Source organism: Methylobacterium sp. Leaf87 (assembly GCF_001422775.1).
Taxonomy (GTDB): Bacteria; Pseudomonadota; Alphaproteobacteria; order Rhizobiales; family Beijerinckiaceae; genus Methylobacterium.
Genome location: NZ_LMMI01000030.1, coordinates 1 through 23907 on the forward strand (window position 1 = coordinate 1; position 23907 = coordinate 23907).

The window sequence follows — 23907 nt, forward strand, 5'->3', positions numbered from 1 at the left end:
GCGCGACCCCAACAGCCTGTTCCTCACCCAGGCCTTCCGCATGCGCAACCGCGACCTCGTCTACGTCTCCAACGCCCCCTTCACCGAGGTTCAGAAGGTCCTGTCGGTGTTCTCCACCGTCACCGCACCCGTCGCCGCCGGTGCCTCCCTCTACGCCACCGCCCGCTGAACGGCGGACCGTCGGGTACAAAAAAACGGACCCTCACGGGTCCGTTTCTCATTCTGGTGTGACGGTTCGAGCGGCGAGGCCTACGGCTTGCCGCGCTTCGACATCAGCTGCTCGATGAGCGAGCCGCCCTTCTCGATCTCGTGCAGTTCCTCGGCCACGGCGTCCACGGTCTCGCGGATCTGCTCCGGGGTATGCTCGGAGGTGATGAAGAAGCGCAGGCGCGAGGCCCGCTCGGGCACGGCCGGGTGGATGATCGGCTGCACGTTGATGCCGCGCTTGAACAGGCGGTCCGACAGGGTCACGGATTTCAGCGAATCGCCGACGATGACGGGAATCACCGCGAGGCCCAGGCTCGTGCCGGTGTCGAGGCCGTGCTTCTTGGCGCAGGCGAGGAACAGGTTGCCGTTCTGGCGCAGGCGCTCCACCCGGTGGGGTTCGGCATGCATGATCGCCAGCGCCGTCTCGGCGGCGGCGGCCAGCGGCGGGGACAGGCCGACGCTGTAGATGAAGCCGCCGGCCGTGCACTTGAGATATTCGATGAGTGCCGCCGGGCCGGCGATGTAGCCGCCGCAGGTGGAGAGCGTCTTCGACAGGGTTCCCATCCAGATGTCGACCCCATGCGGATCGACGTCGCAATGCTCGGCGAGGCCGATGCCGGTGCGACCGAGGACCCCGAGGCCATGGGCGTCGTCGACCATCAGCCACGCATCATAGCGCTGCTTCAGGGCGATGAGGGCGGCGAGATCCGGCGCGTCGCCGTCCATGCTGTAGAGACCCTCGACGACGATGAGCGCCCGGCGGTGCTCGTGCCGGGTGGCGCCCAGCAGGGTCTCGAGGGCGTCGAGGTCGTTGTGCGCGAACGAGCGGCGTTGCGCGCCCGAAAGCTGCGCCCCGGTGACGATGCTGTTGTGGCTCAGGGAATCGTGGAAGATCACGTCGCCCGGCTCCATCAGGGCGCCGAGGGTGGTGACGTTGGTGGCATGCCCGCTCACCATCACCACACAGGCTTCCGTGTCGTAATGGTCGGCCAGCGCCTTCTCCAGGGAGAGGTGCCCCGGGCGCTCGCCCGCGACGATGCGGCTCGCCGAGGCCGACGTGCCGAAATCCTCGATCGCCTTGGCGGCGGCGGCGTTCACGTCCGGGTGCCCGTTGAGGCCGAGGTAGTCGTAGGACGAGAAGTTGATGAACGACTTGCCGGCGATGCGGGTGCTGGCACCGGCCCGGGTCTCGTGGACCCGGAAGAACGGATTGCCGAGCCCGATGAGGTCGGCGGCCGAGCGCTGCAGGCGCAGTTCCCGGTAACCCGGCAGGGTCTCGAAATTCTGCACCGACGGGTCGCCCGCCGGGCGCGCGGGCGCCCGCACGGGAGCGGGCCGGTTGGCGTTGCGGCCGAGGCGGTTCGTCACGAAGCCCGCGAGCGCCGCGCGCCCGCCGTCCGGTCTGGCGGGTTTGGTCACGGCAGGATTTCCTTGATGACGAGGCTGTTCTCTTCGACCAGCGCGTGGAAGGGTTCGAGGGTGCGGACGTCCACGCCCTCGCTGGCATGGCGCTGGGCGAGACTCATCACGGCGGCCGCCGCCTCGTCCACGGGGGCCGAGATCGACTGGATCAGGGTCTCGGTCAGCTCGTTGACCGTGAGCCCGGACGAGATGCCGGAGGGCGGCGCGTCGAGGGCGAAGCGCTCCTGCAGGCTGGCGCCGAGTTCGACGCCCATGAGCGAATCGAGGCCGATCTCCGAGAGGTGACGCACGCGGCTGATGTCGTCCTTCGGCAGGCGCAGGATGCGGGCGATGTCCTCGACGATGGCGTCGGCCACGGTCTTGCGCACCGTGTCGATGTCCTGGGTCTTGAGCAGCGTCCCGATGTTGATGGCCGCCACGGTGCCGGCTTCCATCTGCTGGTCCGAGCCGAGTTCGGCGTAGCTCGGGCTCTTCATGGTGGCGAGGCGCTCGCGCGCCTTGCCCCAATGCATGGAGGCGATGGCCACCACGGCGTCGTCGCTGCTGCGGCCCTGGCCCTGCAGCGCATCGGCCATGAGGTCGAGACAGTGGCGAGCATCCATCGGCGTGACGCCGACGCGGCCCGCCAGGGTCTCCATCACCGCGCGGTTGCGGGCGAGCACGCCGACATCGCCGATGGCGCCCCAGGCGACGGCGAGCGCCGGCAGCCCGGCCTTCCGCCGGCGGCGGGCGAGGCCTTCCATGAAGCCGTTGGCGGCCACATAGGAGCCTTGCCCCGGATTGCCGATGAAGGTCGTGGCCGAGGAGAACAGCACGAAGTAGTCGAGCTTTCGCGCGCGCGTCGCCGCGTCGAGGTGCTCGGCCCCGATCACCTTCGGGCGGATGACCGCGTCGAGGGCCGCCGCGTCGATGTTGGCGATGAGCCCGTCCTGCAGCACCATGGCGCCGTGGATCACGCCGGCGAGTTTCCTGCCCCCGCGCTCCACGTCCGCCAGCAGGGCATCCACCGCCTTGCGGCTGGTGATGTCGCAGGCCTTGGCCTGGACCTCGACGCCGCGGGCGGTCAATTCGGCCACGAGGGCCTTGGCGTCCTCGCTCTCGGCGCCCTTGCGGCCCACCAGCACGATGCGCCTGGCGCCGCGGTCGGCGAGCCAGCGCGCGGCCTCCAGGCCGAAGCCGCCGAGGCCGCCGGTGACGAGGTGGACGCCGTCCGGCGCGATGGTGAAATCGGAGGTGGGGGCCATCATCACGCTGCCGGCCTTCGGCGGCGCGATGACGATCTTACCGACGTGCCCCGATTGCTGCATCAGCCGGAACGCGTCGGAGACCTCGTCGGAGGTGAAAGGCTGATACGGCAGCGGCTTGAGGCCGCCTTCGTTGAACAGGGCCATGACCTCGCGGAACAGCCGCGCCCCGTCCTCGCCCTGATGCTGCAGCACCTGATCGAGGTCGACGCCGAAGTAGGACAGGTTCCGGCGGAACGGACGCAGGCCGATATGGGTGTTGGCGACGTAGTCGCGCTTGCCCAATTCGATGAAGCGGCCGAACGGCTTGAGGCAGTTGAGGCTGCGCTCCATGGCCTCGCCGAACAGGCTGTTGAGGACCACGCCGACGCCGTCGCCGGTGATGCGGCGGACATCGTCCACGAAGGCGAGCGAGCGCGAATCGAGGACATGCTCGGCGCCCAGGGCCTTCACCAGGGCGCGCTTCTCGCGCGATCCGGCGGTGGCGATGACGCGGGCGCCCTTGAGCTTGGCGATCTGCAGGGCCGCGAGGCCGACGCCACCGGCGCCACCATGGACGAGGACCCACTCGCCGCGCCGCAGGCGGGCGCAGCTCACGAGGCCGTAATAGGCCGTCAGGAAGGCGACCGGAACCGTGGCGGCGGCCTGCGCGTCGAGTCCGGGAGGGCTCGGCGCCACCACGAGCTCGGGCACGACGATGTGGGTCGAGAAGCCCGACTGCGCGAAGGCGACGACGCGGTCGCCGACCTTGAAGGCGCTGACGCCGCTGCCGACGGACAGGACCCGGCCGGCGACTTCGAGGCCGAGGCGCGGACCCGCGAACCCATCCTCGAGGATCTCCTCGGGCAGCATCGACAGCGCCCAGAGCACATCGCGGAAGTTGAGGCCGGTGGCCTCGACGGCGATCTCGACCTCGCCGCGTCCGGGGGCCCGGCGCTCGGCCGGGCCCCAAGCCATCTCGTTGAGGCCGCCGGTGTTGCTGCGCTCCAGGCGGGCGGCGGGAGCCGGCACCGCGTCGGCGGCCGGCCGGCGCGCGATCTGGCCCGGCGCGAACCGGATCACCCGGGTCTGGTCGGCGTCGAGGATGATCTCGGTCTCGGTCGTTCCCGACAGGATGAGGTCGCGCAGGCGTTCGGCCGCGAGCTTGGTCGAGAGGGCGTCGGTGACGTCGATGCGGCGCACGTCGAGGTTGGCGACCTCGTTGGCGAGGGTCCGAGTAAAGGCCCAGACGCCGGCCTCGACGGAGCCGTCGACATCGCCGTCGTCGCGTGTGGCACCGGGACAGACCACCCACAACCGGGTCTGGCGGCTGCCGAGATGCTCGACGCAACGCTTCAGGCTGAGGCAGCGGTCGCGCAGGCGGTCGGAGGCCGCTCCCTCGGTGTTGAAGGCACCGGCGAGGAACACCACCGTGTCGGGCGTTTCGCGCTCGAGTTCGAGGAGCGACTGCTCGGAATCGAGGATGATGGAGACGTGGACGCCGCCGGCCACCAGCAGAGTCGCCAGCGACGAGGCGGTTTCGGCCGCGTAGCCGTCGTGCGAGCCGATGACGAACGCGAAAGTCTGGCCGGCGGCCGGCCGGGCGCGCACGGGTGCCTCGGCGATGAACAGAAGGTCGTCGCCGTTGTCGGAGACCGCACGATCGACGGCGATCCGGACGAGGCCGGTGTCGCTGAGCGACCGCTGCCAGCCGGTGATGTCGTCGAGGCGCCCCATGGGCATGTCGCCGGCGACGTCGAACCAGTCCGGCGTCAGGCCGAACACGAGGTCGCGGAACAGGGACGCACCGGGCTCGACGGCGATGAGGAAGCCGCCGGTTGCCAGCGCATCGGCGACGAGCTGAAGGACGCCACGCTCGGCGCGGTGAAGCACGTCGCTCGCGAGGATCGCGTCGAACCCGCCGGGGGTGAGTTCGGCGGCGTCCTCGATGACCGTGACGCCGCGAGGCAGGGCGAGGCGGGCACGCTCGGCCAGGCGACGGTCTGCCTCGAACACCGAAAGCTGTGCCTCGATGCCGTCCGCGAAGGCCGCGGCCTGGGCCGACAGGGGGCCGAAGCCGACCTGGAGCACCCGCAGGGCACGGTCGCGCGGCAGGGTGGCGGCACCCTGCTCGACGATTCGCGCGATGACATCAGCCGACGCGCGGGCGGTGGCGCTGCGCAGGATGAAGGCGTCGAGGGCGTTCTGCGACAGGGTCGGGGCGTGGACGAGGTCGCCGGCGAGAAGACGGCCGACGACGGCGCCGATATCGGCGGTCAGCACGAGTTCGGCCGAGAGGTCGGGGTGATCGGCGGCGATCCAGCGCATGATCTCGTCGGGCGCCGGCAGGGTCACGTCCTTGCGCAGGGTCCAACGCTCGCCGTCGAGGGTGGCGAGACCGCTGCTCTCCAGGGCGAACAGGGCGTTCAGCAGCCAGGGGCGCATGGCCTCGGGCACGCGCTCGTCGATGGCGACGGTGCCCGAACGCTGCAGGCCTTCCGCGAGGCGGTAGGCCATGGAGGTGGCCCAGCCTTCGAGGAGCAGGTGGCCGGGGGCGAGGGGCGCCTCGGGCGCGGCGAAGGCCGCCTTGGCCTGGGGCCGCACGGCATCGGCGATGCGCTGGCGCCGGTCGAGGGGGATCGCCGTCGGTTCGGTGGCGAGCTCCGGGCGCTGCGCGATGGCGTAGGCCGCGAGTTCGTTGGTGTTCTTGGTGCGCAGGGCCTGGAAGCGGCCCTCGCGCAGGGTGGCGATGACCTCGCCCGTCGCGTCCACCAGGGTGAAGTCGGCCAGGATGCTGCGCTCGTTGGCGCGGCGTGTCCGGATCATTGCCCGGGCGATGACGGCACCCGGCCGGACGAGGCGGATCTCGCCGAAGCGCACCGGCACGTAGGCCTTGGTCGAGCCCTCGCCCATGAGGCCGGCGAACAGCAGGATCAGGCCGTGGAAGCACGAATCGAGGCGCGCCGGCACGAGGCCGAAGCGGTCGTCGGCTTGCGCCGGCACGAGATCGGAGACGATGGTGGTCTCGTCGAGGCGCGCCGACAGGGCGACCTGACGGAAGCTCGGGCCGAAGCCGAGGCCGGAGGCGGCGGCGATGCGGTAGAGGGCCTCGCCGTCGACGGCCTGCTCGCCCGGCTCGGGGATGTCCTGGCGGGCGGGCGGCTGGAACGTGCCGTCGACGATCTTCGCCGCGGCGTGGAGTTGCCAGGCGGCCTGGGTCAGGCGCGGCCGGCTCAGGATCTGAATGCCGTTGCCCGAGCCCGCGACCCGGACCATGACCTCGCGCAGGGATTCCTCCCCGAACACCATCGGCGACTGGATCTCGAACTCGGCCAGCACGACGGTGTCGCTGCGCATGACCTCGCGGGCGACGCCGAGCGCCATTTCGATGAAGGCCGCACCGGGCAGGATCGCCTGTCCGTCGATGCGGTGATCGTCGAGTTCGGGCACCGTGGCGATGTCCACGTGGCCGTGCCATTCGAGGCCGTCGACGGTGACGCGCGAGCCGTAGAGCGGGTGGTAGGCGCGCGGCGTGGTGGCGCCGACGCCTTCGGTGGTCTCGGCGAGGCGGAAGGAGCGGCGCTGCCACGGATAGAGCGGCAGGGACACGTCGCCCTTCGGGTTCTGGCCGAACACCGTGGTCTCGTCCACGGCCGCACCCTGCACGAGGGCGGCGGCCACGGTCCGGGCGATGGGATCGCCGCCGGCCTGCTTACGGTGGAGGACGCCGATGGTGGCGTTCTCGATGCCGAGCGGCTCGATGGCGTCGCCGATATGCGACAGCAGGGTGGCGCGGGGGCCGACCTCGACGAAGACGCGCGCCCCCTGGCGGGTGGCTTCCTGTACGGCCTGGGCGAAGCGCACGGGCTCGCGGATGTTGCGCCACCAGTAGCCGGCCCCGAACTCGGAGCCCGCCAGCACCGTGCCGGTCACGGTGGAGACCATGGCGGTGGCGCCCGCATGGGGCTTGAGGCCGGCGAGATCGCGCAGGAGCGGCTTCTCGGTCGGATTCATCAGCCGGCCGTGGAAGGGGTATTCGAGATCGAGCTTGCGCCCGCGGCGGCGCTTGCGCGCGAGCGCCTTCATGGCGGCGTCGATGTCGGCCACCGGGCCCGCGACCGTGATGGCCTTGGGGCTGTTGTAGGCGGCGATGTCGAGGCTCGGGTAATCCTTCAGGAACAGCTCGATCTCGTCGGCGGGCGCGAGCAGCACCGCCATGGTGCCGAGGCCGCGCGTCGATTCCTGATGCTGGCTGCGGAAGAAGATCACCTTCACGGCCTGCTCGAGGGTGAGGATGCCGGCGGCTTCCGCCGCAGCGATCTCGCCGACGCTGTGGCCGAGCACGTATTTCGGGTTGAGGCCGCGCGCCCGCAGCGCCGTGGTCGAGGCGCTGGAGATGGCGAAGATCAGGGGCTGGGAGACGCGGGTGAGCACGAGGCGCGCGTCGAGGTCCTCGGCGAACAGGGCCTCCTTGAGGGACCAGTCCGAGAGCTTGAGGAACAGGGTGTCGATGCGGTCGAAGGCGGCGCGGAAGACCGCGTTCTCCTCGTAGGCCTCGCGGCCCATGCCGGCCCACTGGCTGCCGTTGCCGGAATAGACGAAGGCGACCTCGGCCGAGCGGTCGACGGCGGTGCCGATGAGGGCGGCGTCCGTATCCTCGGACTCGCCGACGGCACGCAGGACCGTCGGCAGGTCGGCGTCGAGGGCGATGGCGAGGCGCGACGAAAGGCGCTCGCGGCGATGCGCGGCGGCGGCGGCGATGCGGGCGACCTCGGCCGGCGCGGCACCGTCGAAACGCTCGGCGTAGTCGAGGGCGAGCTCGTTGAGGGCCGCGCGGCTCTGGGCCGACAGCAGCAGCACCTCGGGCGCCCGGGTGGTCTCGGCCTTGGCGGCGACCCGCGCGCCGTCGGTGAGGACGATGTGCGCGTTGGTGCCGCCGAAGCCGAAGGAGTTGACGCCGGCGAAGCGCTCGGCCGTTCCGCGCGGGATCGCGAGCGGCTTGTTCAGCACCTGCAGGTTCAGGTCGGTGAACGGGATGTCGGGGTTGAGTTCGGCGGCGTGCAGAGAGGCCGGCACGAAGTCGTGCTCCAGGGCGAGACTGGCCTTTAGCAGGCCGGCGAGGCCCGAGACCGGCTCGGTGTGACCGATGTTGCTCTTGATGGAGCCGATGGGCAGGGGCTCGCGACGGGGCTTGCCGAGCTTACCGCCGATGGCGCCGGCCTCGATGGGGTCGCCCACGGGGGTGCCGGTCCCGTGCGCCTCGACGAAGACGACCTTGTCGAGGTCGATCTCGGCCTCGCGGTAGACCTGTTCGAGGAGTGCGCCCTGCGCATAGCCCGAGGGAAGCGAGATGCCGGTGGTGCGGCCGTCGGAATTGACGCCGCTCGCCGCGATGACGCCCCGCACGGTGTTGCCGTCGCGGGCCGCGGCTTTGGCCGATTGCAGCACGAGGACCACGCCGCCCTCGGAGCGGACATAGCCGTCGGCCTGGGCCGAGAACGCGCTGCACAGGCCGCGGCGCGACAGCATCTGGGCGTTGGAGAAGCAGATGAAGTTGAACGGGCTCGCCAGCAGGTTGACGCCGGCCACCACGGCCGTGTCGATCCGGCCGCTGGCGATGGCGGCCACCGCCGCGTCGAGGGCGACGAGTGACGACGAGCAGGCGGTGTCGACGGTGAAGCTCGGGCCCTTGAGGTCGTAGATGTACGAGATGCGGTTCGACAGGATCGAGAGGGTGTTGCCGGTGGCCGCGTAGGCGTCACCCGAGGCGGTGTCGAGGATGCGCAGGTTGCCGTAATCCAGCGACGAGGCGCCCACGAACACGCCGATGGGGGTGCCGGCCACGGCGGAGGGACGCAGGCCCGCATCCTCCAGGGCTTCCCAGGTCAGTTCGAGCAGGAGCCGCTGCTGCGGGTCCATCTGCTCGGCCTCGCGCGGCGAGATGCCGAACACGCCCGGATCGAACGACCAGATCTCGTCGAGGATGCCCGCCGACCAGGTGTAGCTCTTGCCGCGCTCCTGGGCGCGGGGATGGCCGAACCGGCTGAGCGACCAGCGATCCTCGGGGATCTGGCCCACGGCGCAGCGGGCTTCCGTCAGGAGCTGCCACAGACCCTCGACGTTCGAGGCTCCCGGGAGGCGGCAGGCACGACCGATGATCGCGATGTCTGTACGTTGAGTCACGTTCGATTCGCACACGCTCTTGAACGGGGAACGAGACCGGCCTCGAAAAGAGGCCGGGCAATCCGTCCGATCCTTAGTATGGCACCAGGGCGGTGTCCAACACGGGGAAGAAGGGACGGGCGAGGCTTGGCGCGACGAAAAAACATCCTGTCGCGCATCATGATGCGTGGCCCGCCTGCTCCGAACGGAGACCGGTGGCGGGACCGGAAATCGAACGGATCAGGCGTTGCGGATCAGCGGTCGCGACCCTGGCGGCCCCGACAAGAGAGCTTCGCCCCCCCTCATCGCGGTGCCCTGCATGCGGTCCGGAATCGACTGACGAGGATGGGCCATGGGGTTCCCGGCTGCCTTCGTGGATCGGATCGGGGACGCGTGATCCTTATGCCCGTGATCCTCGATCCCGACGGGCGGGACACAGGACTTTTGGGCGGTGCCGCTTTCACGGTTGCGGGCGTGCTTATCATCCCGACTTCGAGCAATTCCAAGGCAATCGTGTCACCGGGAGGACACACACCAGCGGGATCACGGCCTCCGTCGGGGATCCGGGATGGTGCAGCGCGCCAGTTCGCGTCGAATTGTCACCGCAGCGCAACATCGCCCTTGGCGTGTGGCTTTGGCGCCTGACCTCGTGTGACCTGGCGCCGGGCGGCACCGGGGCCCGGACGCATCGGTCCGGTCTCACAGGCGGAAATGCGCCGCCGTGCGGGACAGGTTGGGATTGTAGTACGGGTCGGCCCGAAGCTGCGGCTCCCAGCGCGCCTGCATCACCCGCATCTCGGCCTCGAACCGGGTGCGCTTCTCCGGCGTGTCCTCGGGTCCCCGGCTCTTCGATTCGTGGTGGACGAGGCGGGCGTACGGCGTCCACAGGTTGCGGTAGCCGGCCTCGCGCAGGCGCAGGCACAGGTCGACGTCGTTGAAGGCGACGGCCAAGTGCGCGGCATCGAAGCCGCCGACCCGCGCGAACGCCTCGGCCCGCACGGCGAGGCACGCCCCGGTGACGGCGGAGACCTCCTGGGTCAGGACCATGCGGGCGAAGTAGCCCGGCTCCTCCCCCGGCAGGCCGGGATGGCTGTGCCCGGCGACCCCGCCGATGCCGAGCACGATGCCGCCGTGCTGCAGGGTGCCGTCCGGATAGAGCAGCTTGGCGCCGACCGCGCCGACGCTCGGATCGAGGGCGAGGGAGACCATCTCGGCGAGCCAGCCGGGCTCGACGATCTCGACGTCGTTGTTGAGGAACAGCAGCACCGCGCCGGTCGCGGCCGCGGCCCCCCGGTTCGACAGGTCGGAGAAGTTGAACGGGCCCGGCACGGGCAGGATTCGCAGGCGCGCCTCCTCGGCATAGGACGCGAACAGGGCATCCGTCGCCGGCTCGCGGCTGTCGTTGTCCACGACCACCACCTCGATGTCCGGGTAGTCGGTCGCACCGAACAGGCCGCGCAGGACCGTCCCCAGGAGCTCGGCCCGGTCGCGGGTGGGGATGATGACGGAGACGCGCGGAGCCGGGTGGGGCAGGGGCCGCACGAGCCGGTTGAAACCCAGCGGCCCGCGTTCGGCACGGGCGCCGAAGGGCGCGGCCACCTCCGCGAGCGCGCGCAGACGGGCGGTCTCGGCCTGCGCCAGGGCACGGTCGGAGAAGGTGCCGGAGCCCCCGGCAGCACGCCAGTGATAGAGCACCTTCGGGATGTGACGTACGCGCGCGGGCGCGAGCCCCTGCGTCAGGCGCAGGAGCAGGTCATGGTCCTGGCTGCCCTCGAAGCCCGGACGCAGGCCGCCGAGCGCCCGCACCGCGGCGGTGCGCACCACCGCGAGGTGATTGATGTAGTTCTGCCCGTAGAGCAGCTCACGGTCGAAGCCGGATTTGAAGTGCGGCTCGAACCGGCGCCCACGTCCGTCGATCTTGTCCTCGTCGCTGTAGATCAGCACGAGGTCGGGGTCGGCGCGGATGGCCGCACCCACATGGAACAGGGCGGTCTCGGCGAGCACGTCGTCGTGGTCGAGGAAGGCCACGTAGGCGCCGCGCGCCAGGGCGAGGGCCTCGTTGGTGGCCCGCGCGATATGGCCGTTCACGGCCCGCCGCGTCACGCGGATGCGGGAATCGGCGGCGGCGTGGGCCGCGAGGATCCGGACGATCGCCGGATCGGTGGAGGCATCGTCGGCGACGCAGAGTTCCCAATGGGGCGAGAGCTGTGCCCGGACCGAGCGCAGGGCCGCTTCCAGCACCGCGGGCGCGGGATCGTGGACCGGCATCAGGACGGAGATCAGGGGCGGGTCGACCCAGGCGGCGGCCTCGGCGCGCAGGCGGGCCCGCTCGGGGGCGGTCAGGGTGTCGAAGCGGCGGATCCAGGCGCCGTACCCTGTGCCGCGACGCTGTCCGAGGGCGGCGGAGAGCAGGCCGCGCCCGCGCACCTTGAGGCCAAGGGCGCGCCAATAGACGGCACGAACGGTGAGGCGGGGCGCCCGCAGCACGGCACGGGCCACGAGGGCGAGGCGCCCGCGCCGGTGGATCGCCACATCCACGAGGGCGAAGGGTCGGCCCGGCGCCAGGGGGGAGAGGACTAGGGCGCGGATTGCCTCGGGCAGGCGTCCCGTCCAGGCGAACCGGTCGCCGCCCAAGGCCTCCTCCTGCAGGACCGCGCCGTGTCGGCCTTCGCACAGGACGGTCACGAGCAGGCGAGCGATCCCGCCGCTGCCGGCATCGCGGAACCGGATCGTCACCCAGGCGCCGTCGAGGCCCGCCCCGGTGAGGTCGAGGCGCGAGCCGCCGCCATCGGCCGTGAAGGCACGGATTCCGCCCGGCAGGCGGGCCGACGGCATCGCGCCCGGATGATCGCGCCCCGGGTCCCCGCCCATGCTCAGACGGTCCAGCCCTTGGCGACGGCGTCGCGCACGGCGTCCGCCATGGCGACGTCGAACACGAGCATGTCCTGGGCCGCCCGCAGGCCGCGCAGGCGTGCCGCCAGTGCCAAAACGGTCTCGGGGATCGGCTCGGGCTCGGGCACGACGGCCTCGACCCCGAGGCGATCGAACACCGTGGTGGCGAAGGCCTCGTAGAATTCGCGGTGGCCGACGACGTTGACGCGGGCCAGGATCTCGATGGCGACGATGGAATTGCCCGGGGTCATCCGATCGTTGGGCAGCTTGGTGCCGAACTGGCGAGCCAGGGGATTGTACAGCAGGTGATACGCCCCCTCGGGCATCATCTTGAAGAAGCGCTTGAGGCTCTTCGGGTCGTCGAAGTCGTAATCGCCGGTGAAATCCGCCGCCTCGGCGAGACCGCCGAGGCGCCAGGCCTGGGCCGGATCGGCCGCGACGGCGGCCCGCGCCTTCAGCCACAGCATCCGCGTCGCCATCTCGGTGTAGGGGTCGTGGATCAGGGCGGTGGTGATGAAATCGTCGCTGGCGAAGAAGCCCTCGTAGCGCGGGACGATGATGGCGCCGGACACGAAGGACGAGGCCAGCCAAGGGCTCTCGAACAGCACCCGCAGCACTTCGTCGGACAGGCGCCCGACTCCGAGGTAGCTCTGCTGGAACCGGTCGAACAGAGCCGCGGGGATGCGGGTCTCCGGCACGATGCTGGTGTCGACGAGCAGGACCTTGCCCGTCCGGAGCCCATCCTGGCGGATGCGCCGGTAGATCAGGACGTTGGTGTCGGTGTCGTAGATCTCGACGCGCCGCGCCTCGGCCAGCCCCGGCACATCCTCGGGGGTGAGCCGGAAGACGCAGTGCCCGGTGGAGTGCCAGCCGTTGGCCCGGATGCCGTCATCCGTGATCGTGGCCGGGATCTCGGCGACGCGCCGGCCCTCCACGGCGACGAAGACGCGGCTGATGGCCAGGGGGTTGTCCGGGACCACCCAGAACCTGATCTCGGCACCCAGGTCGTGATCGACGTAGAACCGCATTCCTCACCGTTGCTCGATGGCCTGGAGCCGTGCCCGATCCGCTCGGATCGCGCCTCCGGCTCCTTGTCCCTGCCGTGGTACTCGCCGCTCGCCCGACGCCGCCTCCCTCGGGGAGGCCGCCGCACGGGCCGGCCCCGGCCCTTAGCGTACTTTGAGGATCGGCGCAGGAAAATGGATCATGGTCCGTGATCGGAGCGCGCCTTTGCGCTTGCGCCCCCCAAAACCAGAAGCTATAGCCCCCCTCACCGGCGGCGAACGCAGCCGGTGAGGGCGCTTAGCTCAGCGGTAGAGCACTACCTTGACATGGTAGGGGTCACAGGTTCGAACCCTGTAGTGCCCACCATCTCACCTCCTGGCGACACGGGGATTTCCCTGGCCAAAGGCGAGTTGGTGACGAGGGATCGCAGGTTCAGCGAACCTGTCTGCGGGGAAGACCGGACCTAGACCGGTTTCTCACCTGAACTCATCCCACGACGACATCGAAGTCTTTGGATTTGCGGCCGTATCGAGCCGGCCTGCGGCCGCGGCTGCGTCGGTCATTGCAACGCCCGCCGTCTGGCAGAAGCACGAAACGCGCTGTTCCCTATGCACCTTCGCACACCGACCGCGCCGAAGCGTCGGGGGAGCGCGACTGCGCATTTTTGACCAGATCTCCCGCTAGGCGCGACGCACGCCACACCGCCCGAGACCCACCCCATGGTCACCTTCAAAGCAAAGACGCATGTCGCGCGAAGCGATTGGGAGGTCTACGCACACGTCATTCATGCACTGATGCTCCGCGACATGCGGACCCGGTTCGGCGCCTCGTATTGGGGCTACGTCGTCGTCATCCTGTGGCCCGTCGCGCACATCTTCCTGATCGTCGGCCTCATGGCCTTTCGCGGCATGCCGTCGCCTCTGGGCGACAGCGTGATCCTGTTCATCGCAACCGGTGCCGTTCCGGCCCTGGTGTTTCAATACACGTCCCGCGAGGCGATGAAGGCGATCGTCTCCAGCAAACCCCTGACCTATTATCCGCAGGTAAAGCTCTTCGATCTGATCGTCGCGCGATTCATCGTCGAGGCGGTCAAAGGATTCACCGGCCTCATCCTGATTTTCTTCATCCTGGTTTGCTTCGGCGTGGATCCGATTCCGGACGAGCCGATCATGGCGGTCGGCGGATACTGTGCCGCCCTGCTCCTCGGTCTCGGCATTGGGGCGATCAATGTCGGAATCCTGTCGTTCTTTCCCGGATGGCAGATCGGATACATCCTCGTCACGATCACGTTCTACCTGACGTCCGGTGTTTATTTCCTGCCGCAATTCATGCCGCCACAGATCTACGAGATCATGAAATGGAACCCGATGGTGCAGATCATCGAGTGGGTCCGCCTCGGATACTATACGCAACTCGGCGTGAACGTTGATTACCTCTACGTTCTGGGGATGGGATTCGGAACGTTGACCCTCGGACTCATCATGGAGCGAACGCTGGTTCGCCGCTTGGCGTAAGGCAACGGCCCTCCTCCCTTCCCGCGTGCGGGCAACGCAGCCCCCGGCGCCTTTCTGGCCCGGGGCCTTCTCGCAGGAGCACCCCTTCACCTTTCCGCCGCTCCGGCTCGGCCCGACCGGGCGTCACTGTGGAGCGAGGGCGGGGCCACTCCGCGACGCCGCGAGCAAGGGCCGGCCCTGATCCCGCGGCCATCCGACGACCACCGGCGTCGGGCCACAGGGAGGGAAGCCAACCCCGCGCCCACCGCCTGCTGCAGCCGAATCTCCGACGATGGGGGAGATCCCTTGCCCTGCGAAGCTCGATACGTCGAAGCCTGGTCCCGTCGCTTGGCCGGTGCCGTCCAACCCGAAGCCAGCGCCCACACGGGTTTATACTAACATAGATTAGCTCATCATTCGAATACGAAGGTTGTCTTTGCGCTATACAGGATCCGTTAAAACGAAATCAAGCACATCAATGTAGTTATCGGCAATCGAGATCGATTTCCGCAGCGATTTTCGCGCGAGGGCCCATGTCCTACAAATAAACCTGAAGCTGTTTGCCGAGTTTTTTGATAACCAAATATTCCTCTACCGCAAAGAGAGAAAAATACCGCCACCAAGCCATAGGATCGATCCATTGAATTCAATTAAATTCTGACATCGAGAATTTCATCGTCGGATGCGCCACGAAACCAAGTAACCGATGGGAAATCGTAAAAAATTCCTTGCCAAATCATCCGCACGACGCTTACAAATCATTGCCAACCGCCAAGTCTCCATCCCTTTGGGCTGAAAGACATTCGCCAGCCCTCTCGGTCCAGGGGTGACAATGCTCGCGTCGCACGAACTGGGAATGCTTTCCAACGAGCCGAATGCTGATCCTTCGCCGGACAGCAGATCGGACCAGGGCGTCGAGAGGCAGATCGAACAGCGCGGCTCCGTATCGCAGCCCCGCCCCTCGGCCGGGCGGGCCTACCGGGCCATCTTGCTGGCGGCCGATGGACGGATCGCGACGCTCTCCCGGCTCGACGCCCAGGACGATGCGGAAGCCCTCGTCCGGGCGGCCGGGATGGTCGATGGACATGCCGTCGAGTTGTGGGACGGCAGCCGCTTCATCGCGCATTTCCCGTCGGTGGATTAGCAGGCGCGCTGGCATACGAAGGCCGGCGCGTCGAAGGGCGGCTGCGCGAGTGGAAAGCCCCTTCGATCGCCCCAACGCTTGGCCCTGCGCGACGTCGGCCGGGCGCCAAGCTCCTGAACTCGCTCCGGCCGCATCCGCACGGGGCTCGATCCGCCGGATCGGGCACGATGCGCGGCGCGCTCCGCTCCACCATGCCCAGCCACAGCAACGCAGAAGGGGCTGGCCTGAGCCAACCCCTTGCAAACGTTAGGCAATTCTATGGTACCACCGCCCCGGCTCGAACGGGGGACCCCCAGATCCACAATCTGGTGCTCTAACCAACTGAGCTACGGCGGCACTGAGGGGGCTGTATCGCGAGCCGAAGCGCTTTTCAAGCGCCGGCTGCGCATCGGGGCGAGGAGAATGTGTGGAGAGGGCCGCCGAGGCACCGCGCGGGAAACCGATCGACGCCCGGGCGTGGCCCTCTTAAACCGGAGCCATTCCCCTCGATCGACCCGTTCGGCCCCCCGCGATGATGACGCCACGCCCCATCCTCACCCGTGTGCCGGCCCGGGCTCGCCTGTTGGCCCGGGCTCGCCTGCTGGCGAAAGTCCCCGCACGCGCGCGTGCGGCGGTGCGGGGCAGCGAGATCGGTCTCGTCGCCCTGGCGGGCCTCGCCGGCTGCGTCGCGGGCGCGGCGGTGGCCGCCATGCAGGGGGCGACGCAGGTCCTGCGCGCGTGGCTCTACGGCCTGCCGCCCGGAATGCGTCTGAGCGCGAGCCACGACGTGCCGGCCCTGACCCTGCTCCTCGTCCCGGCGGCGGGCGGCCTCGTGCTCGGCCTCCTCGCCCATACCATTACCCGGGCCATCGCCCGGCGGCACGGACGGCGCCCGCACGCAGTCGTCGATCCCATCGAGGCCAATGCGCTCCACGGCGGGCGGATGTCGGTACGCGGCTCGGGGCTCGTCGCCCTGCAGAACATGATCTCGAACGGGTCGGGGGCCTCAGTCGGCCTCGAAGCCGGCTATACCCAGATCTGCGCCAGCCTCGCGGCACGCTTCGGAGCGTCGTTCGAGCTGCGCCGGAGCGACCAGCGCACCCTCGTCGGCTGCGGGGCGGCCGCCGCCATCGCGGCAGCCTTCGGGGCGCCGCTCACGGGGGCGTTCTACGCCTTCGAACTCATCATCGGCACCTACGCCATCGCCACCCTGACGCCCGTGGTGGTGGCGGCCCTGTGCGGCAGCGTCGTCGCCCGCGCCCTGGTGGACCAACCGGCGCTGGTCACCGTCGACGGCCTCGACGCTCTCACCAGCACGGCGATCACCGGCGCCGACACCGTGCCGGTCCTGGGCCTCGGCCTCGTCTGCGCCGGCCTCGGCATCGTGATCATGCGCGGCGTCACCCTGGTGGAGGCCGGCATCCGTGCGAGCCGGATCCCCGCCCCGCTGGCCCCCGCCTTCGGTGGGCTCTGCGTCGGCGCCCTGGCGGTCGCGGTCTCGCCGCAGGTTCTCTCGGGCGGGCACGGGGCCCTGCACCTGCATCTCGGCGCGCACGGGGCGGGCATGGGTCTCGGGGGCCTCGCGCTCCTGTTCGCCGCCAAGGCGACGGCGTCGGCCCTTTCCATCGGCGCGGGGTTTCGCGGCGGCCTGTTCTTCGCCTCGCTGTTCCTCGGGGCGCTCGTCGGGGAGATCTTTTCGGGGGCGATGCCCGGCTTGGCCGCCTTCGCGCCGACGCCGCTCGCCTACGCGGTGGTCGGCATGAGCGCGCTCGCCGTCGCGGTCATCGGCGGCCCGCTCACCATGACGTTCCTGGCCCTGGAACTGACGGGCAGCTTCCCCATCACCGGCCTCGTCCTCGTGGCGGTGATCGCCTCCTCGCTCGCCGTGCGAAAAACCTTCGGCTACTCCTTCGCCACCTGGCGCTTCCACCTGCGCGGCGAGAGCATCCGCAGCGCCCACGACGTCGGCTGGATCCGCACCCTGACCGTGGACACCCTGATGCGCCGCGAGGTCGTCACCGTGCCGGTCTCCCTACCGCTGACGGCCTTTCTCACGGACCATCCCCTCGGATCGCCCTCGCGGGTCGTGGCGGTGGATGGCGAAGGTCGCTACGCCGGCATCGTCCGGGTGCCGGAGGCCCACGCCGCCGCCCGGGACGCCGATGGCCCGCCGCCCGGCCTCGCCGACCTCCTGCGTCACGCCGACGACGTCCTGACGCCCGGCATGAACGCCAAGGCCGCGGCCGCCGCCTTCGACCGCACGGAGAGCGAGGCGCTCGCCGTCGTCGACGGGCCGGAGACCCGCCGCGTCGTCGGCCTCCTCACCGAAAGCCACACCCTCAAGCGCTACGCCGAAGAACTCGATCGGCAGCGCCGGGCGATGCTGGGCGAGACGGCGTGAGCGTCACGGCGCCCACGCCCGCCCGAGGTCAGGCGTGGACCACGCGCCCCTTCGCCCCCAAGGCCTCCTCGACGGTGCCGTCGCCGTCGAGATAACCGTGACGTTTGGGGTTCGGCATGATCAGCGAGGCCACGAAGGCGATCCCGAGCATCACGGTGACGTACCAGAAGAACGAACTCTCCGAGCCGATCTGCTTCAGGTAGAGCGCCACCATCTCGGCGGTGCCGCCGAACAGGGAATTGGCGATGGCGTAGGACAGGCCCACGCCCAGCGCCCGCACCTGGGTCGGAAACAGCTCCGCCTTCACGATACCGGAGATGCCTGTGTAGAAGCTGATCACGGTCAAGCCGATCATGATCAGGGCGAAGGACAGGACCGGGTTGGTGGTGCTGCCGATGGTGGTCATCAGGGGCACCACCATGAGGGTGCCGAGTCCGCTGTAGAGCAGCATGTTGGCCTTGCGGCCGATCTTGTCCGAGAGCCAGCCGAAGAACGGCTGAATGATCATGTAGACCAACAGCGCGGCGGTGGAGATCTGCGAAGCGGTGATCTTGTCGATATGCGCCGTGTTGAACAGGTACTTCGGCATGTAGGTGGTGAAGGTGTAGAAGCTCAGGGAGCCGCCGGCCGTGTAGGCCAGCACCACGCAGAACGCGCGCCAATGCTTGAACAGGGCCGCGAAGGTGCCGGATTCCTTCGAGCTCATGTCCGCCTTGGTGGCGGTCTCGGTCAGCGACGAGCGCAGGTACAGGGCGACCACGGCGGCGAGCGCCCCGATCACGAAGGGAATGCGCCAGCCCCAGGCGGTGAGCTGCTGGGCGGTGAGCACGCTCTGCAGGACGATCAGCACGAGGGAGGCCAGGAGCTGGCCGCCGATGAGGGTGACGTACTGGAACGAGGCGAAGAACCCGCGCCGGCCCTTGATGGCGATCTCGCTCATGTAGGTGGCGCTGGTGCCGTACTCGCCGCCCACCGACAGGCCCTGGATCATCCGGGCCAGGAGCAGCAGGGCCGGGGCGAGGTGGCCGACGCTCGCGTAGGTCGGCAGCACGGCGATCATCAGCGAACCGGCGCACATCATCAGCACCGAAATCATCATCGAGGTCTTGCGGCCGAGGCGGTCGGCGAGGCGCCCGAACAGCCACCCGCCGATGGGCCGCATGAAGAAGCCAACGGCAAAGACGGCCGCCGATTTCAGGAGCTGACTGGTGTCGTCGCCCTCGGGGAAGAACACCGGCGCGAAGTACAGGGCGAAGAAGGCGTAGCAGTAGAAGTCGAACCACTCGACGAGGTTGCCCGACGAGGATGCGACGATGGCCTTGATCCGGCGGCGGTTGTCCGCCGCCTCATCGAGCCTCGGCGTCATGATTCCGGCACCGTCCGACATGCGCGTCTCCCCCTGTTTTATTTGGGATGTTGTTGAATTGGCTCATTATTTTTTTAGCATGGTCCCGCCCGGGCCTGCTGTGCGGCGACGTTAAGCTCCGCGGAAAAATTCGCAAGAGCACCGGCGGATGCCAAAATGACCGCAGGCAACGCGGCCGTGGAAGATCTGCGCTCAAGCTTTCATTCGGCCTCTCGCGCCCAAATGAAAGTCCCCGCGCAAGTCGATCCGGGGAAAATGCGGAACGGTTTCTGGGACGTCCTCGTTGCGGCTGCGCATCGGCGCCGAACGGCGCTGTCCATCGACGGGGCGGGAAACAAAACCATGAGCAAACTCTTTCGGAGCACGGTCGCGGCCGCGGCCCTGGTCATCGGCGCGACGGCGGCCTTCGGTCAGGGCGGCCCGGGTGGCGGCGCGGCCGGCGGTGCGGCCGGTGGTGGCAGCGCCGGCATCGGTGCGGGCGGCGGAGCCGGGGGTGGCGCAGGGGGCGGACGCGGCGGTGCCGGTGGCCCGGGCGCCGGTGCGGCGGGTGCCGCCGGTGCCGAGCGTGGCGGCCCGGCCGGAGGAGGCGCGGGTGTGGGCGGCGGTGCCGGCGAGCGTGGTGGTGCGGCCGAACGGGGCGGTGCTGCCGAGCGCGGCAGCCCGGGGGGCGGCCCGAACCGGGGCGCGGAAGACGGCCGCGCCGGACGCGGCGAGGGTCGGACCGACCGCGACGGTCAGCCGGATCGCGGCGCTGCGACCGATCGCGGCGAGCGGGGTGACCGCGACGGTCGGGGCGACCGGGACGGCAAGGCCGACCGGGATAGTAGAACGGACCGGGACGGCAAGGCCGATCGCGGGAATCGCGATGGCCGGGGTGATCGCGGCGACCGGGGCGATCGCGGCGCACGGGGAGATCGCGGGGATCGGGGCGCGGTCCGGGGCGCCTATGGCCGCCTCGGCGCGCCGCAGCGCACGGAGTTCCGCCAGAGCGTGATCCGGCGCGGCATTCCGCGTCTCGCCGCCGGCGCCTTCGCGCTCACCGTCGGCACGGCCATCGCCCGCAGCTACACCCTCTACGACCTGCCGCCGGACATCGTCCGCATCGCGCCGGAATACGAGGATTACCGCTACGTGCTGGTGGACGACGACATCGTCATCGTCGATCCCGACACCTACGAGATCGTCGACGTGATCCGCGGCTGAGCGGCTTCATCTCGAAGACGGGGAGGGCGCGGCCGCGAGGCGGCGCCTTTTCTCGTTCAAGCGCTTGCTCTCGTTCCAGCGCTTGCTCTCGTCTCAGCGCCTGCTGCGGTCGAGCAGCCCCGAGACGACGCGGGCGGTGTAATCCACCATCGGGACGATCCGGGCGTAGTTGAGCCGCGTCGGCCCGATCACCCCCACGACGCCGACGATCTTCTGGGCCCCATCGCGAAAGGGTGCGGCGATCATCGAGGAGCCCGACAGGGAGAACAGCTTGTTCTCCGAGCCGATGAAGATGCGGACCCCCTCGCCGCCTTCGGCCCGGGACAGGAGTTCGATGACGTCCTTCTGGGTCTCGAGGTCGTTGAACAGCAGGCGGATGCGCTCGAGATCCTCGACGGCCCGCAGGTCGTCCAGGAGATTGGCCTGACCGCGCACGATGAGCTGGCGCGCGTCGGACGGGCCGACGGAGACGGCGAGGCCGGCATCGACGAGGCGCTCGGTGATGACGTCGAGTTCGCGCTTCATCGCCTGGCGGCCGGATTCGATCTCGGCCCGCAGGGTCCCGAGTGTGCGCCCCTGGAGGCGGGCGTTGAGGTAGTTCGAGGCCTCCTGCAGGGCGCTCGCGGGCAGGCCGGGCGGCAGGTCGAGGAGGCGGTTCTCCACCGAGCCGTCGTCGGAGACGAGGACCACCAGGGCGCGGGCCGGGTCGAGGCGCACGAACTCGATGTGCTTCAGGTGCACGTTGGTCTTCGTGGTCAGCACCACGCCGGCACCGCGCGAGATGCCCGACAGCAGGGTCGAGGCCTCGGCCAGCGCGCTCTCGAAGGTGTGGCCGGAGGCCGCCGCCCGCATCTGCGCCTCGATCCGCGCCTGCTCGTCCTGGCCGACATCGCCGAGTTCGAGCATGGCATCGACGAAGAAACGCAGGCCCTGCTCCGTCGGCAGCCGCCCGGCCGAGGCGTGGGGCGCGAAGATGAGCCCGGAATGCTCCAGATCCGCCATCACGTTGCGGATGGAGGCCGGCGACAGGGTCATGGGCAGGATGCGCGCGAGGTTGCGCGATCCCATCGGCTCGCCGGTGGTGAGGTAGCTCTCCACGATCTGCCGGAAGATCTCGCGCGCCCGCTCGTTGGGCGCGGCGAGGACATGCATCGGCTGGGATGCGGAGAAGGGGCGGGCGGGCTCGGTCACGACGGTTTTCCTGGGCCACGATTGTGTCCGCGCGGGGGCCCTCGCACAAGGCGGCGGCGCGCGTTCGCATCGGAACGCGGGCTGCGGCGGGGCAGGGCACGCTTCATCCGCCCTTCAGGAACGATGGGCCAAAAGAAAAACCGCGCTTCGATGAAGCCGTCCGGGCCCATCGTGCGTTCCACACCGCTCACCTGTCCGGCCAAGCTCGAAGTCCGTGCAAGGCCGGCCCCGCGTGGCGTCAGGAGTCCCATATGCGCAACACATCCCGTTCCGGTCTGATCCGGTCCCTGGCCATCGTGCTGGCCATGATCGGCGCCATGTTCGTCGCCGCGCCCCAAGGCGCCCAGGCGGCCCCCGCCATGGTCTCGACGGAGGTCGCCGGCCCGGCCGCCGCCCTCACGGAGGTCCAGTACGGCGGCTATGGCCGTCATCACCGTCATCACCACCGCCATTACGGCCACCGCCGCCACTTCGGCCATCATTTCGGCCATCACCGGGGTCGCCATTACGGCCGTCACTTCGGTCATCACCGCGGTCACCACCACGGCTACGGCCGTCGTCACTTCTACTGAGAGACGTTCGGAGGGGCGCCCGGTGGGCGCCCTTTTCGGTCGGGGCGTTGCCGCAGCCGCGCCCGGCGCCTAAGAGCCGCGTCCTGACACTCAACCGGGAGAGCGGCGATGCGGCCCTCGAAGCGCGCCAACGACGATCTGCGCACCGTCACCCTCGAGCGCGCCGTGGCCCGCTACGCCGAGGGGTCCTGCCTCGTCACCTTCGGCGAGACCAAGGTGCTGTGCACCGCCTCCCTGGAAGAGCGCGGGCCGCCCTGGCTGCGCGGCTCCGGCAAGGGCTGGATCACGGCCGAGTATTCCATGCTGCCGCGCGCCACCCACGAGCGCACCCGGCGCGAAGTGAATTCGGGGAAGCCGTCGGGCCGCACCCAGGAGATCCAGCGCCTCATCGGCCGGAGTCTCAGGGCCGTCACCAACCTGCCGGCCATGGGTGAGCGCCAGATCACCGTCGATTGCGACGTGATCCAGGCCGATGGCGGCACCCGCACGGCCGCCATCACGGGCGCCTGGGTGGCGCTGCACGATTGTTTCGCCTGGATGCGCGCCCGCTCGATCATCTCCGTCGATCCCCTGCGCGATCACGTGGCGGCGGTGTCCTGCGGCATCGTCAAGGGCGTGCCCGTGCTCGACCTCGACTACGCCGAGGATTCGGGGGCGGAGACCGACGCCAACTTCGTGGTCACCGGCTCGGGCGGCCTCGTCGAGGTCCAGGGCACCGCCGAGGGCAAGCCGTTCTCGGAAGAGGAGCTCATGGCGCTCCTGCGCCTGGCCAAGGGCGGCACCGAGCGCCTCGTCGCTCTCCAGAAAGACACCATCGCGCGCGAACCCGCCGACAAGCGCGTCACGGACAAGAAGGCCTCCGCATGAGCCAGCACCGCATCCTCTCGGGCCGGGTCGTCGTCGCGACCCACAATGCCGGCAAGCTCGTGGAGATGCGCGAATTGCTGGCGCCCTTCGGGATCGCGGCGGTCTCGGCCGGCGAGCTCGGCCTGCCCGAACCGGACGAGACCGGCACCATGTTCTCGGAGAATGCCGCCATCAAGGCGCACGCGGCGGCCCAGGCCTCCGGCCTGCCGGCCTTCGCCGACGATTCCGGCCTGTGCGTGAACGCCCTCGACGGGGCGCCGGGCCTGTTCTCCGCCCGCTGGGCCGGGGAGTCGAAGGATTTTGGCGGCGCCATGGCGCGGGTCGCGGCCGAGATGGAGAAGCGTGGCGACACCACGCGGCGGGCGCACTTCGTCTCCGCCCTCGTCGTCGCCTGGCCCGACGGCCACACCGAGACCTTCGAGGGCCGGGTGTTCGGGCAGATCGTGTCCCCGCGCGGCACCAGCGGATTCGGTTACGATCCCCTGTTCCTGCCCGACGGCCACGACCGGACGTTCGGGGAGATTTCTTCGGAAGAAAAGCACGGCGTCGATTGGCAAACGGGCGACGCCCTTTCCCACCGGGCGCGGGCCTTCGTGCTCCTGGCCCGGGCCTGCCTGCGGCGGCCAATCTAAGCCTGCCTGCGGCGCCCGGCCTGAGGGGGCGGCCGGAGCCGCCGGCACCCTAGAGACTGTTATGAACCGCTTGCCAGTTGAGCGGCCTGTTTGAGCATGAGGCAGACGAAGGCGACGATGTGGAGATCGGCGAGTGTGCTGGGATAGC

The 23907-nt window shown here is 69.6% G+C and carries 13 protein-coding genes, 2 tRNA genes and 1 pseudogene; 9 read left to right on the forward strand and 7 right to left on the reverse strand.

All coding sequences use genetic code 11. From position 1 onward, the window contains the following. A pseudogene (locus ASF22_RS24930) lies at positions 1–169 on the forward strand (sugar transporter); the annotation flags it as partial. A gap of 80 nt (positions 170–249) precedes the next feature. Here ASF22_RS24930 and ASF22_RS14560 read toward each other — a convergent pair. The 4 genes from ASF22_RS14560 to ASF22_RS14575 all read right to left on the reverse strand — a co-directional run bounded on the left by ASF22_RS14560 (position 250) and on the right by ASF22_RS14575 (position 12934). After that, positions 250–1626, reverse strand: a complete 1377-nt coding sequence (locus ASF22_RS14560; RefSeq protein WP_056175632.1) for an aminotransferase class I/II-fold pyridoxal phosphate-dependent enzyme — start codon at positions 1624–1626, stop codon at positions 250–252. Beyond that, positions 1623–9035, reverse strand: a complete 7413-nt coding sequence (locus tag ASF22_RS14565) for a type I polyketide synthase (protein ID WP_156368877.1) — start codon at positions 9033–9035, stop codon at positions 1623–1625. Before ASF22_RS14565 ends, ASF22_RS14560 begins: the two co-directional genes overlap by 4 nt. A 678-nt stretch (positions 9036–9713) precedes the next feature. After that, a complete protein-coding gene (locus tag ASF22_RS14570) occupies positions 9714–11849 on the reverse strand; it encodes a glycosyltransferase family 2 protein (RefSeq protein WP_056265636.1) in 2136 nt (711 codons plus the stop codon). Positions 11850–11887: 38 nt separating this feature from the next. Further along, positions 11888–12934: a hypothetical protein gene (locus ASF22_RS14575; protein ID WP_056265625.1), complete on the reverse strand. Its 1047-nt coding sequence runs from the start codon at positions 12932–12934 to the stop codon at positions 11888–11890. 268 nt (positions 12935–13202) lie between these two features. Between ASF22_RS14575 and ASF22_RS14580 the strand changes: the two genes are divergently transcribed. From ASF22_RS14580 to ASF22_RS14590, 3 genes are all read left to right on the forward strand, one after another. Next, positions 13203–13277 (forward strand) — tRNA-Val (locus ASF22_RS14580). A 527-nt stretch (positions 13278–13804) separates the two neighbouring features. Beyond that, the gene (locus tag ASF22_RS14585) at positions 13805–14425 is read left to right on the forward strand and encodes an ABC transporter permease (protein ID WP_348271151.1); all 621 of its coding nucleotides are present in this window, start codon (positions 13805–13807) and stop codon (positions 14423–14425) included. 811 nt (positions 14426–15236) lie between these two features. After that, positions 15237–15548 carry a hypothetical protein gene (locus ASF22_RS14590; RefSeq protein WP_156647756.1) on the forward strand — a complete coding sequence of 104 codons (312 nt, stop codon included), beginning with the start codon at positions 15237–15239 and terminating at the stop codon, positions 15546–15548. A gap of 259 nt (positions 15549–15807) precedes the next feature. On the opposite strand, the gene ASF22_RS14595 is transcribed toward ASF22_RS14590, so the two are convergent. Continuing rightward, positions 15808–15884 (reverse strand) — tRNA-His (locus ASF22_RS14595). Positions 15885–16062: 178 nt separating this feature from the next. Between ASF22_RS14595 and ASF22_RS14600 the strand changes: the two genes are divergently transcribed. Then, positions 16063–17928 (forward strand): chloride channel protein, encoded by a 1866-nt coding sequence (locus ASF22_RS14600; protein WP_056265639.1) that lies wholly within the window; start codon positions 16063–16065, stop codon positions 17926–17928. Between the two features lie 28 nt (positions 17929–17956). Here ASF22_RS14600 and ASF22_RS14605 read toward each other — a convergent pair whose 3' ends face one another. Then, the gene (locus ASF22_RS14605) at positions 17957–19315 is read right to left on the reverse strand and encodes an MFS family transporter (protein WP_056175617.1); all 1359 of its coding nucleotides are present in this window, start codon (positions 19313–19315) and stop codon (positions 17957–17959) included. Positions 19316–19636: 321 nt separating this feature from the next. On the opposite strand from ASF22_RS14605, the gene ASF22_RS14610 reads away from it, so the two are divergent. Continuing rightward, positions 19637–20497: a DUF1236 domain-containing protein gene (locus ASF22_RS14610; RefSeq protein ID WP_056265642.1), complete on the forward strand. Its 861-nt coding sequence runs from the start codon at positions 19637–19639 to the stop codon at positions 20495–20497. A 93-nt stretch (positions 20498–20590) separates the two neighbouring features. Here ASF22_RS14610 and hrcA read toward each other — a convergent pair whose 3' ends face one another. Continuing rightward, a complete protein-coding gene (hrcA, locus tag ASF22_RS14615) occupies positions 20591–21649 on the reverse strand; it encodes a heat-inducible transcriptional repressor HrcA (RefSeq protein ID WP_200927146.1) in 1059 nt (352 codons plus the stop codon). Between the two features lie 290 nt (positions 21650–21939). On the opposite strand from hrcA, the gene ASF22_RS23975 reads away from it, so the two are divergent. The 3 genes from ASF22_RS23975 (at position 21940) to rdgB (ending at position 23759) form a co-directional block, all read left to right on the forward strand. Beyond that, positions 21940–22260 (forward strand): hypothetical protein, encoded by a 321-nt coding sequence (locus ASF22_RS23975; RefSeq protein ID WP_056175610.1) that lies wholly within the window; start codon positions 21940–21942, stop codon positions 22258–22260. Positions 22261–22368: 108 nt separating this feature from the next. Next, positions 22369–23127 carry a ribonuclease PH gene (gene rph, locus ASF22_RS14625; RefSeq protein ID WP_056175606.1) on the forward strand — a complete coding sequence of 253 codons (759 nt, stop codon included), beginning with the start codon at positions 22369–22371 and terminating at the stop codon, positions 23125–23127. Continuing rightward, on the forward strand, positions 23124–23759 hold the full coding sequence (rdgB, locus tag ASF22_RS14630; RefSeq protein ID WP_056175603.1) for an RdgB/HAM1 family non-canonical purine NTP pyrophosphatase: 636 nt from the start codon (positions 23124–23126) through the stop codon (positions 23757–23759). Before rph ends, rdgB begins: the two co-directional genes overlap by 4 nt. Positions 23760–23907: the final 148 nt, after the last annotated feature.